Origin of the sequence: Vogesella margarita, assembly GCF_028548475.1 — a bacterium.
Lineage (GTDB): Bacteria > Pseudomonadota > Gammaproteobacteria > Burkholderiales > Chromobacteriaceae > Vogesella > Vogesella margarita.
In genome coordinates, this window is the sequence record NZ_JAQQLE010000006.1 from 60969 (window position 1) to 77969 (window position 17001).

The 17001-nt window shown below is 68.9% G+C and carries 18 protein-coding genes; 6 read left to right on the forward strand and 12 right to left on the reverse strand.

Annotated features, from left to right (window positions below):
* Window positions 1-17 precede the first annotated feature (17 nt).
* Window positions 18-935, forward strand: a complete 918-nt coding sequence (locus tag PQU96_RS08135) for a bestrophin family protein (protein ID WP_373316279.1) — start codon at window positions 18-20, stop codon at window positions 933-935.
* A gap of 74 nt (window positions 936-1009) precedes the next feature.
* Here the strand turns inward: PQU96_RS08135 and PQU96_RS08140 are convergent, their stop codons facing one another.
* The 9 genes from PQU96_RS08140 to PQU96_RS08180 all read right to left on the reverse strand — a co-directional run bounded on the left by PQU96_RS08140 (window position 1010) and on the right by PQU96_RS08180 (window position 8991).
* The gene (locus PQU96_RS08140; protein WP_272771801.1) at window positions 1010-2848 is read right to left on the reverse strand and encodes a nitric oxide reductase activation protein NorD; all 1839 of its coding nucleotides are present in this window, start codon (window positions 2846-2848) and stop codon (window positions 1010-1012) included.
* A 17-nt stretch (window positions 2849-2865) separates the two neighbouring features.
* On the reverse strand, window positions 2866-3255 hold the full coding sequence (locus PQU96_RS08145; protein ID WP_272771803.1) for a hypothetical protein: 390 nt from the start codon (window positions 3253-3255) through the stop codon (window positions 2866-2868).
* Window positions 3245-4054, reverse strand: coding sequence for a CbbQ/NirQ/NorQ/GpvN family protein (locus tag PQU96_RS08150; protein WP_272771804.1), 810 nt, complete (start codon window positions 4052-4054; stop codon window positions 3245-3247). Before PQU96_RS08150 ends, PQU96_RS08145 begins: the two co-directional genes overlap by 11 nt.
* 12 nt (window positions 4055-4066) lie before the next feature.
* Window positions 4067-4324 (reverse strand): hypothetical protein, encoded by a 258-nt coding sequence (locus PQU96_RS08155; RefSeq protein ID WP_272771806.1) that lies wholly within the window; start codon window positions 4322-4324, stop codon window positions 4067-4069.
* Between the two features lie 85 nt (window positions 4325-4409).
* Window positions 4410-5366 (reverse strand): DMT family transporter, encoded by a 957-nt coding sequence (locus PQU96_RS08160; protein WP_272771807.1) that lies wholly within the window; start codon window positions 5364-5366, stop codon window positions 4410-4412.
* Window positions 5367-5468: 102 nt separating this feature from the next.
* The gene (locus PQU96_RS08165) at window positions 5469-6332 is read right to left on the reverse strand and encodes an AraC family transcriptional regulator (protein WP_272771808.1); all 864 of its coding nucleotides are present in this window, start codon (window positions 6330-6332) and stop codon (window positions 5469-5471) included.
* Window positions 6333-6422: 90 nt separating this feature from the next.
* Window positions 6423-7007, reverse strand: a complete 585-nt coding sequence (locus PQU96_RS08170) for a cytochrome c oxidase subunit 3 (RefSeq protein WP_272771810.1) — start codon at window positions 7005-7007, stop codon at window positions 6423-6425.
* A 62-nt stretch (window positions 7008-7069) separates the two neighbouring features.
* Window positions 7070-8524 carry a cbb3-type cytochrome c oxidase subunit I gene (locus PQU96_RS08175; RefSeq protein WP_272771812.1) on the reverse strand — a complete coding sequence of 485 codons (1455 nt, stop codon included), beginning with the start codon at window positions 8522-8524 and terminating at the stop codon, window positions 7070-7072.
* Between the two features lie 41 nt (window positions 8525-8565).
* Complete coding sequence (locus tag PQU96_RS08180; protein ID WP_047967298.1) at window positions 8566-8991, reverse strand: c-type cytochrome; 426 nt, start codon at window positions 8989-8991, stop codon at window positions 8566-8568.
* Window positions 8992-9153: 162 nt separating this feature from the next.
* On the opposite strand from PQU96_RS08180, the gene cobA reads away from it, so the two are divergent.
* A complete protein-coding gene (cobA, locus tag PQU96_RS08185; RefSeq protein ID WP_272771814.1) occupies window positions 9154-9948 on the forward strand; it encodes a uroporphyrinogen-III C-methyltransferase in 795 nt (264 codons plus the stop codon).
* Window positions 9949-10080: 132 nt separating this feature from the next.
* Here cobA and PQU96_RS08190 read toward each other — a convergent pair whose 3' ends face one another.
* The 3 genes from PQU96_RS08190 to PQU96_RS08200 are packed head-to-tail and all read right to left on the reverse strand — an operon-like array spanning window position 10081 to window position 11964.
* The gene (locus tag PQU96_RS08190) at window positions 10081-11316 is read right to left on the reverse strand and encodes a hypothetical protein (RefSeq protein WP_272771815.1); all 1236 of its coding nucleotides are present in this window, start codon (window positions 11314-11316) and stop codon (window positions 10081-10083) included.
* Between the two features lie 8 nt (window positions 11317-11324).
* Window positions 11325-11540, reverse strand: a complete 216-nt coding sequence (locus PQU96_RS08195) for a DUF2249 domain-containing protein (RefSeq protein WP_272771816.1) — start codon at window positions 11538-11540, stop codon at window positions 11325-11327.
* Window positions 11527-11964 carry a hemerythrin domain-containing protein gene (locus tag PQU96_RS08200; protein WP_272771817.1) on the reverse strand — a complete coding sequence of 146 codons (438 nt, stop codon included), beginning with the start codon at window positions 11962-11964 and terminating at the stop codon, window positions 11527-11529. The genes PQU96_RS08195 and PQU96_RS08200 overlap by 14 nt, the downstream gene beginning before the upstream one ends.
* A 128-nt stretch (window positions 11965-12092) precedes the next feature.
* Here PQU96_RS08200 and PQU96_RS08205 point away from each other — a divergent pair, with 128 nt between their 5' ends.
* The 4 genes from PQU96_RS08205 (at window position 12093) to PQU96_RS08220 (ending at window position 16897) form a co-directional block, all read left to right on the forward strand.
* Complete coding sequence (locus PQU96_RS08205) at window positions 12093-12602, forward strand: MarR family transcriptional regulator (RefSeq protein ID WP_272771818.1); 510 nt, start codon at window positions 12093-12095, stop codon at window positions 12600-12602.
* Window positions 12603-12724: 122 nt separating this feature from the next.
* Complete coding sequence (locus PQU96_RS08210) at window positions 12725-14131, forward strand: efflux transporter outer membrane subunit (RefSeq protein WP_272771819.1); 1407 nt, start codon at window positions 12725-12727, stop codon at window positions 14129-14131.
* Between the two features lie 15 nt (window positions 14132-14146).
* Window positions 14147-15343, forward strand: coding sequence for an HlyD family secretion protein (locus PQU96_RS08215; RefSeq protein ID WP_272771820.1), 1197 nt, complete (start codon window positions 14147-14149; stop codon window positions 15341-15343).
* A gap of 12 nt (window positions 15344-15355) precedes the next feature.
* Complete coding sequence (locus PQU96_RS08220; protein WP_272771821.1) at window positions 15356-16897, forward strand: DHA2 family efflux MFS transporter permease subunit; 1542 nt, start codon at window positions 15356-15358, stop codon at window positions 16895-16897.
* Window positions 16898-17001: the final 104 nt, after the last annotated feature.

Below are 17001 nucleotides of genomic sequence, written 5' to 3' on the forward strand. Positions count from 1 at the left end.
TGCCCCCGCTACCGATCATGATCATCCACTCCCGTCACAACTGGTTCGAGCTGCTGTTCGTCTGGCGCGGCTCGGTACTGCCGCGCATCCTGCCCCGGCTCTGCCTGGTGTTCCTCATCTCGATGCTGTCCGCCTTCGCCACCAATTGGTGGATCAGCCAGCACGCGCAGTCGTCGCTGAACATCTACATCTTCACGCTGATGGGGGTGTCGCTGGCGATCTTCCTCAGCTTCCGCAACTCGGTCAGCTACGAGCGCTACTGGGAAGCGCGCAAGCTGTGGGGCACGCTGCTGATCGTGGCGCGCACCCTGGCCGGCAAGCTGCTGGCGATCGCCGACGCGCGGCCGGAGTCGCGGGAGATGCTGCACGGCATCTGCGCGCTGGCCTATGCGCTGAAAGGCCAGCTGCGCCAGGACGACGTCGCCGCCCACCTGCAGCGGCTGCTGCCGGCGGAGCAGTGGCAGGCGATCGCCGACGCGCCCGGCAAGCCGGGACTGATCCTGCTCTACCTGCACCGGCTCAATGCCAGCCTGCGCCACAGCGGCAGCATCGACCAGTGGCAGTGGCAGAGCATAGACCGCAACCTGGACGCGCTGTCCGACGTGGTCGGCGGTTGCGAGCGCATCCGCAGCACGCCGATCCCGTTCACCTACCGGGTGCTGCTCAACCGTACCGTCACCATCTACTGCATGCTGCTGCCGATCGGGCTGACCACCAGCATCGGCTGGCTGACGCCGATGATCGCGGTGTTCATCGCCTACACCTATATGGCGCTGGACGTGCTGGGCGAGGAACTGGAAGAGCCGTTCGGCAAGGAAGGCAACGACCTGCCGCTGACCGCGCTGTGCCACGGCATCGAGTCTGCGGTGTGCGACATGCTGCGCCTGCCGGTGCCGGTGCCGGCACCGCAGCCGGACGGCGTCTACCTGTACTGAGCGCCCGGCACCGCACGCGAAAAAAGGTTGGCCGCAACGTTGCGGCCAACCTTTTTTTCGTTTGTGGCGATGTGTCAGGCGGTCAGGCTGGCGTACAGGCTGGTCAGCACCTGTGGCAGGCGCCGCGCGTCGTGCACCACACTGTAGCCGCGGCGGCCGAACAGGTGCGGCAGGTACTCGCCGGCCTCCTTGTCCACCGTGACGCAGAACGGGATCAGCCCTGCCCGCTTCGCCTCCAGTACCGCCTGGCGCGTGTCTTCCACGCCGTAGCGACCTTCGTAGTGGTCGAGGTCGTTGGGCTTGCCGTCGGACACGATCAGCAGCAGGCGGCGCTGCGCCGGCTGCTCCAGCAGGATGCGGGTGGACTGGCGGATCGCCGCGCCCATGCGCGTGTAGTAGCCGGGGCGCAGCGCCAGGATGCGGCCGCGGGTGGTGTCGTCGTAGCGCTCGGCAAAATCCTTCAGCAGCAGGTAGCGCACCTCGTCGCGGCGGATCGAGGAAAAACCGTACAGGCCGAAGGCGTCGCCGCATGCGGACAGCGCCTCGGCGAACAGCAGCAGGCTGTCGCGGATCACGCCGATCACCTGCCCGGCTTCGCCGAGCCAGCTTTCGGTGGACAGCGACAGGTCGGCCAGCAGCAGGCAGGCCATGTTGCGCCCGCCCGGCGGCCACGCCTGGTACAGCGGCGGCTCGGCCACCGCCACGCCGCTGCGTTTCTCGGCGAGGAAGCGGATCAGGCGGTCAAGGTCGATGTCCGGGCCGCTGGCCTCGCCGCTCTTGCGGGTGCGCTCCGGCGACAGCGCCTGGAACTGGCGGCGCAGGCGCCGCGCCAGCGGTTGCAGCGTGTCCGGCAGCGGCGCCGGGGTGGCGTCGCGCGGCAGCATCGGCTTCAGGCAGCAGTGCTCGGCCACCAGCCGCTGCCGCCTGTAGTCCCATTCCGGCAGCAGGATGCCGCTGCCCAGCGGCGTGTCGTCGTAGGCGGCAGCCGGCAGGTCGAGGTCGAACTTCAGCCGGCTCGCGCGGCGGCGGTTGTCGCGGCTGATGGTCAGCGTGTTCATGTCCTCGGCGGCGGCGCCGGCGTCGTCCATGTCGTCATCGTCGGTGTGACGGTTGACGCGCACGTACTCGTCCCAGGTGAAGATGCTCTCGGCGCGGAACACCAGCAGCATGCCGTTCTTGCGCTCGTCGGCGGTGTCGCGCCGCGCGCGGTAGCGGCGTTTTTTCTTCGCCTCCTTGCTGTCGCTGTCTTCCATCTCCGGCGTCTGCTTGTCGTCCGCGCCGGCGGTCGGCGCGGTCGGCGGCGTCGGGTGCAGCCACAGCAGCACCGGCTGCGGCGGGGTGCGGCACGGCGGCAGCGCAATAGCGGCCTCCGGCTGCAGCAGTGCCTGGCGGATGGCCGCCTCCTGCGCCGCGGCGGCAGCGTCGCGCGGCGTGTCACGCAGCGGCAGCAGCGCCGTCACCAGCCGCCGGTACAGCGCGGCAAGGCCGGGCATCGCGGCAAGGCAGGCGGCGCTGGCGCGGCGGTTGCGCGTCAGCCAGTCCCCATTGCCATCGTCGCCGTCGCCGTGCTGCGGCTGCGCCGCCAGCGCCATCAGCCAGAAGTACAGCTCGCGGTTGCGCGCCGCGTCGGGGAACAGGTCGATCTTCTCCGGCAGGTACAGCGACTGGCCGTCGCGCCACGCCAGCTCCACCTGCTCGCCGGTGCCGGCGATGCGTTCCAGCAGCCGGCGCCGCGCGCCGTGGGCGGTGCCAACGGCGGTGCGCAGCGTCAGCGCCGGGTCGCCGCCCATCGCGCGGAAGAACAGCGGCGCCTGTTTCTCGATCTGGGCCAGCGCCACCGCTGCCTGCGGATAGCCGCGGTAGGCAGTGCGGCGGATCAGCTTGTCCCACCAGCCGCCAACAAGGTCTTCCATAGCATGTGTCTTTCAAGTCAAGGTTGCCGCCACAGGCCGGGCAGCGGGTAACGGCAGGGCAAGCCGGCCATGGCGCGCGACAGCGCATAGGCGCCCAGCAACACCAGTGTGGCGTGGATCACGGTGAAATACAGGATCAGCAGCACCCAGGTGACCGGCTGCTGCAGATCGCCCAGCCACACCAGCAGCAGGCTGACCAGCACGATCAATCCCCCGCTCCACAATGCCGCGCCGAAGGCCTGGTCCAGATGCCGGCGCAGCGCGGTGCTGGCGGCCGCGGCCCAGCAGCGGCGGCACCACCACAGCACGGCAAAGGCGAGGCCGGGCAGCAGCAACAGGTTCAGCAGGTACAGCGCGTGCGCGGCAATCGCCCGCGGCCGCTCCGCTTCCGCCAACTCAATGGCCAAACTGGGTATCCACCACCGCCATCAGCGCCGCCAGCGTGTCGGCTTCGTCCGACAGCGGCTCCACCAGCGCGGTGCGGCAGGCCAGGCGCATGGCCATGCCGCTGGCGATCAGCTTGGCGCAGTACACCAGCAGCCGGGTGCTGACCGCTTCGTCCAGATCGTAGCCGGTGAGGCGGCGGATCTGGCCGGCAAGCGTCACCAGCTGTGCGGCCAACCTTTCGTCCACCCCGCCCTCGTGCTGCACCACCGCGCGCTCCACTTCCGGCAGCGGGAAATCGAAGCTCAGCGCGACGAAGCGCTGGCGGGTGGACGGTTTCAGCGTCTTCAGCACGTGCTGGTAGCCGGGGTTGTACGACACCACCAGCATGAAGCCGGGGGGTGCCTGCAATTCTTCGCCGGTGCGTTCGATCGGCAGGATGCGGCGGTCGTCGGTGAGCGGGTGCAGCACCACGGTGGTGTCCTTGCGCGCCTCCACCACTTCGTCCAGATAGCAGATGCCGCCCTCGCGTACCGCGCGCGTCAGCGGGCCGTCGCACCAGCGGGTGTCGCCGCCGGCGATCAGGTGGCGGCCGACCAGGTCGGCGGCGGACAGGTCGTCGTGGCAGGACACGGTGAACAGCGGCAGGCCGAGCTTGGCCGCCATGTGCGCGACGAAGCGGGTCTTGCCGCAGCCGGTCGGGCCCTTGATCAGCACCGGCAACTGCTGGCGCCAGGCGGTTTCGAACACCGTGCATTCGTCGGCAACGGGCTGGTAGAACGGAAGGTTGGCCGCAAGCGCGGCACGGACAGGAGCATTCATGGGGGCGGGTTCCTAGACGAAGCTGATCAGCAGCCCCCCGCACACCAGCAGCAGCCAGCCGTGGACGATGCCGCGCAGCCACAGCGGCGCATGGCGCAGCGCCATCAGCGACTCGACGATGGCGACGCCCTTGAGCCAGGCGCCGCCCAGCGCCAGCGTCGCCAGCAGCGTGCTGCCGTGCCATTCGCTCAACAGCGCCAGCAGCAGGGTCAGCGACGACAGCCACAGCCAGACCGGCCACACCGGTGGGGAGATGCGGGAGGAGTTCATGGCTGCATCATGCCGCAACGCCGCCGCGGCCAACCTTGACGACAGATAAGGAAAGCCCGCCGCCGAGAGGACGGCGGGCAAGGCCTCAGGCGGCGTGGGCGGCGGCGGCCACCGGCTGCGGCCTGACGCGCAGCGCCGACAGCACGCCGGCAACCAAGAGCGCGATGCCGAGCAGGGTCAGCGGCGCCGGCCACTCGGCGCGCAGCAGGAAGGCGTAGCCCAGCGCCGCCAGCGTCTCGAACACGATCAGCTGCCCCACCAGCGCGGTCGGCAGCCGCTGGCTGGCCTCGTTCCAGCACAGCGTGCCCAGCCATGAGGCGAACAGGCCGATCACCGCCATCAGACCGAGAAAGACCAGCGGTCGCGGCCCGAACGGCATCGAGAACGGGCTGTCGGCGACGGCCATGCCGCCCCACAGCAGCGCGTAGCCCAGCAGCGCCAGCGGCAGCGTCGCCACGCCCTGCGCGGTGGCCCAGGTGCGCGGGCTGCGGCCGGGATGATGGCGCAGCCAGTCGGCGTTGCGCAGCGGATACCAGGTCCAGCACGCCACCGCCACCGTCGCCAAGAGGGCACCGCCAAGGTAACGGCCGAGGTCACCGCCCGCCTCGCGCTGCAGCGCCGCCAGCTCGACACTGTTGACGCAGCCGATGCCGGCGCCGATCAGCAGCAGCGACGGCCACAGCTGCCGCCACGGCAGGCGGCCGTCGCGGCGATGGTCGCGCAGGTTGGCGCTCACCGCGATCACCACCGGCAGCGTGCCGATGATCATGGTCGGCAACGGCGCACCGGCGCGCTGGATGGCGCTGGCCAGGCACAGGTAGTACAGCAGGTTGCCGACGGCGGCCAGTTTCAGCGCCTCCAGCCAGTCGCCGCGCGTCAGCTCGCGCAGCCGCACCCTATCCAGCCACGCCAGCGGCAGCGCGATCAGGCCGAAGGCGAGGTAGCGCCCCACCGACTGCAGCGCCGCCGGATACTCCGGCAGCAGCAAGGGGCCGACGAAGACCAGCCCCCACATCAGCCCCGCCGCCAGTGCGTACAACATCCCCGTTCCCATCGCCCCGCCCTCCGCCAAATAGGCACACGGTAGCCGGCGGCGCAGGCGGCGTCTTGTACCAGATTGCGGCCAACCTTGGGCCGATGGGTCTCAGGCGCGCACCTGTTTCTGGTAGCGCGCCGGGGTCACGCCGTAACGGCACACGAAGGCGCGCGTCAGGTGCGCCTGGTCGGCAAGGCCGGTGGCGGCGGCCACCTGCGCCGGCGCGACGCCGGCCGTCAGCAGCCGCTTGGCCTCGAACAGGCGCAGCGCCATCAGCATCTGCTGCGGCGTGACGTGGTATTGCGCCTGGAAGCGACGCAGGAAATGGAAGGGGCTGAGGCCGGCCACCGCAGCCAGCTGCGGTAGCGTCAGTTTTTCGGCGAGATGGGCGCGCAGGTAGTCGAGCACCGGCGCGAAGCGGTGCGCCGCCTCGGCCGGCGCCGGCCGCGGCACCTGTGCGTGGCGGCGGAATTCGTCCAGCAGCCGGAACAGCAGGCTGTCGAAGGCCAGTGGCTCGGGCGCCTGCCACAGTTCGGCCAGCAGCCGGCTGACGCGCGGCGCGACGTCGGGCGCGTGGCGCACCGCGTCGTCGAACCACCAGCCGTCCTCGCCGGTGACGCGCGCCACAGCGGTCGGATCGATGTAGACCATGCTGTAGCGCCAGCCGTGCGCGGTCTCGGCGCGGCCGGTGTGCAGCTCGTCCGGATTCATCAGCAGCAGCGAACCGGTGGGCGCCAGATGCTCGCCGCCACCGTAGCGGAAGCGCTCCACCCCGGACTCGATCACGCCCAGCCCGAACGCCTCATGGGTATGCGGCTCGAAGGCGTGGCGCACGATATGCGCGCGGTACAGCTCCACCCCCGGCACCGGCAGGCAGAATTCGGCGCGGTCGATGGTGTGCTCGAACACCTGCGGCACCCCGGCCAGCTGTAGCGGCGGGGTGGCGGCGGCGGAAACGGCGGCAACGGTCATGGCGGGCGGCGGGTCGGCAGTGACAAACGGCAAATGCCGAGTATGCACCCCGCGCCGCGATCGCGGAAGGCGGCCGCGTGCGGCCGGGCGTCAGTGCGCCACGTACACCAGCGCGAACAGCACCACCCACACCAGGTCGACCATGTGCCAGTAGGCGGCGGCGGTTTCCACGCCGTCGTGGTTGGCCGCATCGTAGGCGCCGCGGCGCGCGTTGAGGTAAACCGCGGCCACGATCACCAGGCCGAGGATCACGTGCAGGAAGTGGAAGAAGGTCAGCGACAGGTAGAACATCCAGAAGTCGCTGCTGGACAGGGTGATGCCGGCGGCGAACTTGCCGGCGAACTCCCAGCCCTTGAGCAGCACGAAACCGCCGCCCAGCAACAGCGTGGCCAGCAGGTAGCGGCGGCCGGCGGCGACAAGGTTGGCCGCAAAGGCGCGCACCGCGGCTGCCACCGTGGCGCTGCCGGCGATCAGCAGCAGGGTGTTAATCAGCGCCGGCCACAGCAGCAACTGCGCCTGGCCTGCGGCGAACAGCGCCGCATCGCGCTGTCGCGCCACGCCGTAGACGGCGAAGAAAATGCCAAACACCGCCAGCTCGGCGAGGATGAAGAACCACATCGCCAGGTCGCCGGGGACGCGCGGCGGGGCGACAAGGCCGGGGGCGGCTGTATTCATGGCAGGCTCCGTCGTGAAAAAGGCGCCCGCAAGGGGCGCCCGTGTTGCCGGATGCGGCGGGATCAGGCGCTGGCGCGCTCGTTGCCGCGGACAAAGAAGCTGACGATGTACAGCAGCAGGCCGATGAAGAACACCACGCCGGACAGCTCACGCAGCCAGTAGAAGAAGGCGATCTTGTCCTGGGTCGCCATGAAGGACAGCGGGGTGTCGCCCATGCGCTGCATCCATACCTGCAGGATGCCGGCGGCGGTCAGGAACAGGGTGATGAACACCATGGCGACGGTCATCAGCCAGAACGACCACATCTCCACCACTTGCGCGGCATTGCTGTTGGCCTCGCGGCCCCGCATCAGCGGCATGGCGTAGGAAATCATGGTCATCACCACCATCGCGTAGGCGCCGTAGAACGCCATGTGGCCGTGGCTGGCGGTGATCTGCGTGCCGTGGGTCAGGTAGTTGACCGGAGCCAGGGTGTGCAGGAAGCCCCACACGCCGGCGCCGAGGAAGGCCATCACGCCGGTGCCCAGTGCCCACAGTACCGCAGCCTTGTTCGGATGCTCGCGACGGCGCTTGTTGACCACGTTGAAGGCGAACAGCGTCATCATGAAGAACGGAATCGGCTCCAGCGCGGAGAACACCGAGCCCCACACCTGCCAGTACGCCGGCGCGCCGATCCAGAAGTAGTGGTGACCGGTACCGATGATGCCGGAGATCAGCGTCATGGCGATGATCACGTACAGCCACTTCTCGATGATCTCGCGGTCAATACCGGTCACTTTCACCAGCACGAAGGCCAGCATCGCGCCCATGATCAGTTCCCACACGCCTTCCACCCACAGGTGCACCACCCACCACCAGAAGTACTTGTCCAGCACCAGGTTGTCCGGGTTGTAGAACGAGAACAGGAAGAAGATCGCCAGCCCCCACAGGCCCAGCATCATCACCATGCTGATGCTGGTCTTGCGGCCCTTGAGCACGGTCATGCTCAGGTTGAACAGGAAGGACAGCGCCACCAGCACGATGCCGATCTTGGTAATGGTCGGCTGTTCCAGGAACTCGCGGCCCATGGTCGGCAACAAGTCATTGCCGGTGATCTTGGCCAGCGTCGCGTACGGCACCGCCAGGTAGCCGACGATGGTCAGCGCCCCCGCCACCAGGAACACCCAGAAGGTGATGAGCGCCAGTTTCGGGCTGTGCAGCTCGCGTTCCGATTCTTCCGGAATCAGGAAGTAGCCGGCGCCCATGAAGCCGAACAGCAGCCACACGATCAAGAGGTTGGTGTGCACCATGCGCGCCACGTTGAACGGGATGGCCGGGAACAGGAAATCGCCGATCACATACTGCAGGCCCATGATCAGGCCGAACACGATCTGGCCGACGAACAGGCCGATGGCGGCGACAAAGTACGGCTTGGCCACCGCCTGCGAGCGGTACTTGAGCTGCACGTTGGTGAGCGGGTCATTGGCCGCCGCCGAGACGCTGGCAGAGCGCGCGGTGGCCATTGCGGAGGAAGTCATCTGGTTCTCCTTGGATGATGAATTACCGGGATCGACAGGCATCAGCCTTCGATATTCGGCGGCCAGTTATTGGTATTGATTTCCGAGCTGTACTTCAGGAAGGCCACCAGGTCGTCCAGTTCCGCATCGTTGAGATGGAAGTTCGGCATCTGGCGGCGTCCCGGCGCACCGGTCGGCTGCGCCTTGATCCAGGCCTTGATGAATTCCGGGCCACGGCGCTGGTAGACGTTGCCCAGCTCCGGCGCGAAATAGGCGCCCTCACCCAGCAGCGTGTGACAGCCGATGCAGTTGTTGACCTCCCACAGCTTCTTGCCGCGGGCGACCTGTTCGGTCAGGTTGGCGCGGTTGTCGCGCTTGGGCAGCGCCTGCACCGTATCCAGGGTCAGTGCCACGAACAGCAGGAAGAAAAACACCGCGCCACCGTAAAAGATGTTGCGCGCGGTCGATTTGGTAAAACTGGCGCTCATCGCGTCCTCCTTTTCTTGCGTCACCGGGAACCCGGCGTGTCAGGGCGAACTGTACGTTTCCGACCATCCCGATAGCATTGATGCGAATCAACGATTCCCGGCCACCCTCCTTCCTACACTGGCGCCATCCCCATAGCGGCCTCCGGCCAGACTGGAACAGCAATGAACGCCCCTGCCCCCTTCCCCCATCCCTACCCGCTGCGCCACGGCCAGGTCAGCCTGGTCGGCGCCGGCCCCGGCGACCCGGACCTCTTGACGCTGAAGGCGCTGCGCCGCCTCGGCGAGGCCGACGTGGTGCTGTACGACCTATTGGTGTCCGACGCGGTGCTGGCGCTCATCAACCGCCGCGCCGAGCTGATCTGCGTCGGCAAGCGCGCCAGCCGCCACACCCTGCCGCAGCAGGACATCAACCGGCTGATCGTGGAAAAGGCGCGGCAAGGGCTGCGCGTGGTGCGCCTGAAAGGCGGCGACCCCTTCCTGTTCGGGCGCGGCGGCGAGGAGCTGGAAACGTTGGCCGCAGCCGGCATCGCCTGCGAGGTGATCCCCGGCATCAGCGCGGCGATGGGCGCGGCCGCCGCCGCCGGCATTCCGCTGACACACCGCGACTACGCGCAGGGCGTGAGCTTCGTCACCGGCCATCGCCGCGAAGGACAGAGCGCACTGGCGTGGACCAGCCACAGCGGCGCCGAGGAGACTCTGGTGGTGTACATGGGGCTGGGCGAGGCGGCCAACATCGCAGCCCAGCTGCAGGTCGCCGGCCGCGCCGCCGCCACACCGGTGGCCATCATCGAGAACGCCACCACCGTGCAGCAGCGGGTGCTGTGCTGCGAGCTGGCCGGCCTCGGCGCCTGTGTGCAGCAGCACGCGGTCAAGCCACCGGCCCTACTGATCATCGGTGAGGTGGTACGGCTACAGGCCAGGCTGCAGGCGACGCTGGCCCAGACGCTGGCGGGCTGAGCGCGCGTTCACGCAAGACAAGACGAAACGGCTGGGCCTGCTCGTTTATCCAGGGATAAACAAGCAGGCCCAGCCGTTTTCAACGCCGTATCACGCCATCGGGATCAAGTCGCAGCAGATCATGAACAGGTTCTAGGTCGGCAAGGCGCGGCGGGCGGTGTGGTACTGCCGCGCCGCCGCGACGAAGTGGCGCAGCAGCAGCGCCAGCAGGCCGAGCAGCGCCAGCGCCAGCGGCCAGCCCAGCTGCGGCTGCCACACCCACAGCGCCGCCAGCGGCTGCAGCAGCAACAGCGCACGCCAGCTGTGCCGCGCGGCGGTTTCCGGCACGAAGGCGTGCAGCGCCGGCACGCGATGGCGCGGCGGCGCCGCATTCTTCAGATGCAGCCACAGCAGGAAGGGCACGATGCGGTACAGCATGCCGACCACCAGCGTCAGCGCGAAACCGCCGAGCAGGCACCACGCCAGCGCACGCGCCAGCCACGGGGCCGCCCCCTGCCACATCAGCAGCGGCAGCAGCGCCGCCAGCACGGCCAAGAGTGCAAACGCCAGCCACCAGTACGGCAGCAGCCATTCCTGCGGTCGCCGGCTGGCGCGCAGCAGGCGCAGGCTGAGCACGGCAAACAGTGCCAGCGGCAGCCACGCCAGCCACCACCACGGCCACTGCGGCTGCCACTGCAGGCCGGCCGCACCGGCCAGCAAGGCCAGCAGCCACAGCGTGGCGCCGTGGCGCTGCCACCAGGCGGGATAGGCCGGCGTCAGCAGGAACATCGGCGCGATCACCTGCGCCACCGCCATCACCAGCAGCAGCACCCAGCCCTGTGCCGCCAGCCGGTGCAGCGGCAGCAGGCTCAGCAGCGGCCACGGCCGGCCCCAGCCCAGCACCGCCAGCATCGACAGGCCCAGCAGCAGGGTCACGAGCAGGAGGCCGAGGGCCAGGCGCAGGCCGCGGCTGCTGCCGTCCGCCGCCGGGCTGCGCCACAGCCCGTACAGCAGGCCCGCCATCGCGGCGGCCAGCAGCGCAAACAGCACACTGGCCAGCTGCAGCCACGGCGGCGCCAGTCCCTGGTAAAAGCCCCAGCACAGGCTGGCGGTTGCCAGCTGCCACAAGCTCCACACGCCCAGCCGCCACCACGTTGGCCGCAGGCAGGGCACACCGGACACCACCGCCACCATCTGCAGCAGGGCGCCCAGCATGGCGTTGCCGAGCACGCCCAGCGCCAGCAGATGCAGCGGCAGCAGCAGGCTCAGCGACGGGTAGTCGCCATCGGTCCGCAGCAGGCTGGCTGCCAGCGGCAGCAGCCAGAATGCCGCCGCCAAAAAATAACGCACCGGCAGCGAAAGCGGCGGTGCGCGGTCAAAACTGGGCATGGCCTGCATCAGGGCAGCACCAGCTTCAGCACCACCCCGCTCATGTCCGGCAGCATCTCGCTGTCGTAGGCAACCTTGCGCTGCTGCAGCAGCGGGATCAGCGGCCCGGGGAAGTGCGGCAGCACATAGGCCAGCTGCTGGCCGCTGCTGCCGTTGTCGACGTCGTCGAGAATGATTTCCATCGGTTCCGGCGGCACCAGGCCGCGCAAATCACGGGGTGACATGGCGTAGCTCCTGCAACAGGGCGGCGGCATCCGGGATGCGGCTGTCGCACATCGGGTAAAGGATGTTCTCCTCCTTCATATTGTGCTGCTGCATCAGAACCAGCAAGGTGTCGCAGGTGGCGGCCACGCCGCGGGCGTCGCGCTGCAGCAGGTCGCGATTGAGGTCTTCCATCAGCTCGCGCATCTGCTCGTGCTCGTAGCGCATCACCGCGGTCGGCCCGCCGCGCATGCCGGTGGCCGCTTCCAGCGCCAGGAACAGCCGGTTTTCCTCGTCGGCAAAGTGCTGCGCCATGTCCTCGCAAAAGCTGGCACACAGCGCATCGGCGCCGGCCCAGTCCTGCTGGCGCACCGCCTGCTCCAGCGCGGCAAAACAATCGTCGCAGTGGCGGTGCACCGCGCTCAGGTGGGTAGTCAGGTTCATCATCGGGCTCCGGTGGGGTGTTGCCGACAGTATTGCCGCGGCGCAGCAGCGCGCTGAATGATGCCGATCAAGAAACCTGCACCCTGCCCGCCGCCTTGAAATAAATAGTAACGTACGTTATCATTATCCCCATGAAAGCTCCTGCCTGCGGCCACAGCTTTGCGGCCACCGAACACGCCATCGACACCATCGCCCGTCGCCTGCCCGGCAGCCCGCGCGAGGAAGTCGTCCTCACCCGTCTGCTGCTGCACATCCAGCCACTACTGCTGGGCTACTTCAACCAGTCGCTGGCGGTGCACGACATGAACGAGACCACCTGGATGGCGCTGATGGTGTTGTATGCGCACCCGGAAGAGAAGCTGATGCCGTCCGAGCTGTCCGATGCGCTGGCGTTCTCGCGCACCAATGCCACCCGCGTAGTGGACGATCTGGTAACCCGTGGCCTGATCCGGCGCCAGCCCTGCGGCGTCGACCGCCGCCGCACCTATCTGGAGCTGACCGACAGCGGCCTCGCCTTCATCGAACGGGTGATGCCGGGGCAGCGGCAGCAGGTGCGCGAGCTGTGGGCCGTGTTCGACAACGAGGAACGCGCCCAGCTGGAGGCGCTGCTGCGCAAGCTGATGCAGCAGCTGGGCGGCTGAGCCGAAAGCCGCACCCGAATCACCAAGGTTGGCCGCACGCCCTGCGGCATTGCCGCCAACCGGCAACCCTACCCGCCCCGGCGGTTTTTTTCGACTTAAATAGTCACGCAGGTGACAATCAAATGAGAAACTACAAGCCACTATTATTACCGCTCGGCGCCCTGCTGACGCTGCTGGCCGTGTCCGGCTGCGCCACCCCGGCGGTGGCCCCGTTGCAGAGCCAGCCGCTGACGCCGGCCGCGCTGGCGGTCAGCGAAACCGCCAGCCCCTTTGCCGCCGACTGGTGGCGCGCGCTGAACGACGCCAGCCTCGAACAGCTGCTGGCGCAGGCGCTGCGCAGCAATCCGGGACTGGACGCCGCCGACGCCCGCCTGCGCGCCGCGCGCGCCGACATCGCCGGCGTCGCCAGCAACGACGGTCTGAAGGTCAATGGCAACCTCGGCGCCAGCCGTGCGCGCACCTCGGAATTCGACGCGCTGCCGCCGGCGATGCTCGGCCAGTGGACCACGCTGCAGACCGTGTCCGCCGATTTCAGCTACCGCTTCGACTTCTGGGGCAAGACCCGCGCCCGACTCGCCGCCGCCCGCGGCCAGGCCCGTGCCGCCGAGCTGGAAGCCAGCGACGCGCGCCAGAGCGTGGCCTACGCGCTGGTCGACCGCTACGTGGAATGGCGCGGTGCACAGGCCGCGCTGACACTACTGCAACAAGACCGGCAGCAGGCTGCCAGCCTGCTGCAAAACGCCGAGCAGCGCGTCAAGCACGGCCTGGCGCAGCCGGACGATGCGCTGCAGGCGCGCGCACAGCTGGCCGACAGCGACGAGCGCCTGCTGCGCGGCCAGCAGCGCATCAGCGCCGCCGCCCACGCCCTCGCCGCGCTCAGCGCCCAGCCGCAGAGTGCCATCGACGCGCTGCCCGCCGCCGCGCTGCCGCAGTGGACACTGGACACCGCGCCGCTGCACAGCGGCCAACTGGGTCTGCGTGCCGACGTGCAGGCGGCGCGGGAACGGGTGGAAGCCAGCCGCGGCAACGTCGCCGCGGCGCGTGCCGACTTCTATCCCGACGTCCGCCTCAACCTGATGGCCGGGCTGTCGGCGCAGGAGCTGGGCGACCTGTTCAATCCCGGCGCGCGCGTGCTGCGACTGGCACCGGCGCTGACGCTGCCGCTGTTCAGCAACGGTGAGCTGAACGCGCGCCTCGACGGCCGCAGTGCCGAACTGGAAGCCGCCATCGCCAGCTACAACCAGACGCTGCTGAACGCGATCCGCGACACCGCCGACCGCGGCAGCCAGCTGGCCCAGCTGCGTCAGGCGGAGGCCGCCAACCAGCAGGCGCTGCTCGCCCACCGCGATAGCGTCACCAGAGTACAAAGCCGCGCCAGCGCCGGCCTCGCCACGCCCGCCAGCCTGCTGGCGGCACAGCGTCAGCTGACCCAGGCCCGACTCGCCGCACTCGAACTGCACATCCAGCGCCTGCAAAGCCAGGCCGCCCTGATCCGCACGCTGGGCACCGCCCCGGCGGCCACCCGCTGAATTCCGGAGCAAACAATGGACAACACCACCCCGACTACCGCCCCCGACTCCACCCGCCGCACCGCCCTCACCCGCCTGACCGTGGCACTGGCCATCGCCGGTCTTGCCGCCGGCGCTTACTGGTTCCTGGCGCTGCGCCACCACCAGAGCACCGACGACGCCTACGTCGCCGGCAACCTGGTGCCGGTGTCGTCGCAAGTGGCCGGCAGCATCGTCACCATCCACGCCGACGACACCCAGAGCGTGAAGGCCGGCGACCTGCTGCTGACGCTGGATCGCAACGACGCGCAGCTGGCCTACGCCCGCGCCGAGGCCGAACTGGCGCAGGCGGTGCGCCAGACGCGGCAACTGATCTCGGTCAGCGGCAAGTCCGACGCGCTGGTGGCGCAACGCGCGGCCGACGTCGCCCGTGCCGAGGCCGATGTCGCCCGCGCCAATGGCGATCTGGCGCGCCGCGAGGCCGCCGCCCGCGATCAGGCCATTGCCGGCGAAGAGCTGCAGCACGCCCGCGACGCGGCCAACAGTGCCCGCCTCGCGCTGAGCGCCGCCCGCGCCGCGCTGAAGGTCGGCGAGGAAGAACAGCAGGCCAGCCGCGCGCTGGTGCTCAGCGACCGCGCCGAGCAACAGCCGGCGGTGGCGCGCGCCGCCGCCGCGCTGCGCGAGAGCTACCTCGCGCTGGCGCGCACCGAGATCCGCGCACCGGTATCCGGCCAGATCGCGCGCCGCAGCGCGCAGCCCGGCGCCCGCATCCAGCCCGGCACCCCACTGCTGGCGGTGGCGGCACTGGACAGCGCCTGGGTCGACGCCAACTTCAAGGAAGGCCAGCTGCGCGAGCTGCGCATCGGCCAGCCGGTCGAGCTGCACGCCGACCTGTACGGCGATGACGTCACCTATCACGGCACGGTCGCCGGCCTCGCCGCCGGCACCGGCAGCGTGTTCTCGCTGCTGCCGGCGCAGAACGCCACCGGCAACTGGATCAAGGTGGTGCAGCGCGTGCCGGTGCGCATCGCGCTGCAGCCCAAAGAGCTGCAGCAGCACCCGCTGCGCCTCGGCCTGTCGATGTCGGTCAGCGTCGACACCAGCCAGCAGGACGGCCCGCTGCTGAGCGCCGCCCGCCGCAATCCGGCGCTGAGCACCAGCGTGTTCGAGCGCCAGCTGGCGCAGGCCGACCAGGCGGTGGCCAAAATCATTGCGGCCAACCTTGGCCGCTAAGGGAGCCGGATCATGTCGCATCCCCCACTGGAAGGACGCTCGCGCGCGCTGGTGACGCTGGCGCTGTCGCTGGCCACCTTCATGCAGGTGCTGGACACCACCATCGCCAACGTGGCCATTCCCACCATCGCCGGCGATCTGGGCGCCTCCACCAGCCAGGGCACCTGGGTGATCACCTCCTTCGGCGTCGCCAACGCCATCTCGGTGCCGATCACCGGCTGGCTGGCCAAGCGTGTCGGCGAGGTGCGCCTGTTCCTGCTCGCCACCATCGGCTTCGTGATCAGCTCGTGGCTGTGCGGCCTGGCGCCGAGCCTGGAATTGCTGATCCTGTTCCGCGTACTGCAGGGCCTGCTGGCGGGGCCGATGATTCCGCTGTCGCAAAGCCTGCTGCTGCAGAGCTATCCGCCGGACAAGCGCGCCATCGCCATGGCACTGTGGACGATGACCATCATCGTGGCGCCGATCTTCGGCCCCATCCTTGGCGGCTGGCTGTCGGACAACTGGCACTGGAGCTGGATCTTCTACATCAACATCCCGATCGGCGTCGCCGCCGCCGCGCTGGCCTGGCGCGAGCTGCGCCACCGCGAGACCGCCATCCTGCAGCTGCCGATCGACAAGGTGGGCCTCACCCTGCTGGTACTGGGCGTCGGCTGCCTGCAGATGATGCTGGACCGCGGCAAGGAGCTGGACTGGTTCCACTCCGGCGAGATCGTGCTCTACGGCATCATCGCGCTGCTGGCGCTGTCCTATCTGGTGGTGTGGGAGCTGACCGACAAGCACCCGGTGATCGACCTGTCGCTGTTCCGCGACCGCAACTTCGCGGTCGGGGTGACCTCGGTCAGTGTCGGCTTCATGCTGTACTTCGGCGCCATCGTGCTGATGCCGCTGCTGATGCAGACGCAGATGGGCTACACCGCCACCGAGGCCGGCCTCGCCACCGCGCCGATCGGCATCCTGCCGGTGCTGCTGTCGCCGGTGATCGGCAAGAACGCGCACAAGCTGGACATGCGCTGGGTGGTGACCTTCAGCTTCCTGATGTTCGCCGTGTGTTTTTACTGGCGCTACAGCACCTTCAACCCGGCGATGGACTTTGCCAGCGTGGCGTGGCCGCAGTTCGTGCAGGGCTTTGCCATCGCCGGCTTCTTCATGCCGCTGACCACCATCACGCTGTCCAACATGAAGCCGCAGCAGCTGGCCAGCGCGTCCAGCCTGTCCAACTTCATGCGCACGCTGGCCGGCTCCATCGGCGCCTCGCTGACCACCTGGCAATGGGAGCACCGCGAAGGCCTGCACCATACCCAGCTGACCGAGCATATCAGCCTGTACGACAGCGCCACCCGCGACACGCTGGCGGCGATGCAGCAGGCCGGGCTCAGCGCCGAGCAGGCGGCGGCGGTGATCGCGGGTGACATCAGCCGCCAGGGGCTGTTCCTCGGTGCCAACGAGGTGTTCTGGCTGGCAACCGTGCTGTTCCTGCTGCTGACCGGCCTGGTGTGGCTGTCGCGGCCGCCGAAAGCGGCGCCGGGGACGGTGGTGATCGACGCCGGCCACTGAGCGGCATCAGGGTTGGCCGCAAGCACGGCCGGCAACACCAATGAAAACAGGGCATGGTGATCACCATGCCCTGTTTGTCTGACTGCCCTGCTACGGTCTGGCGG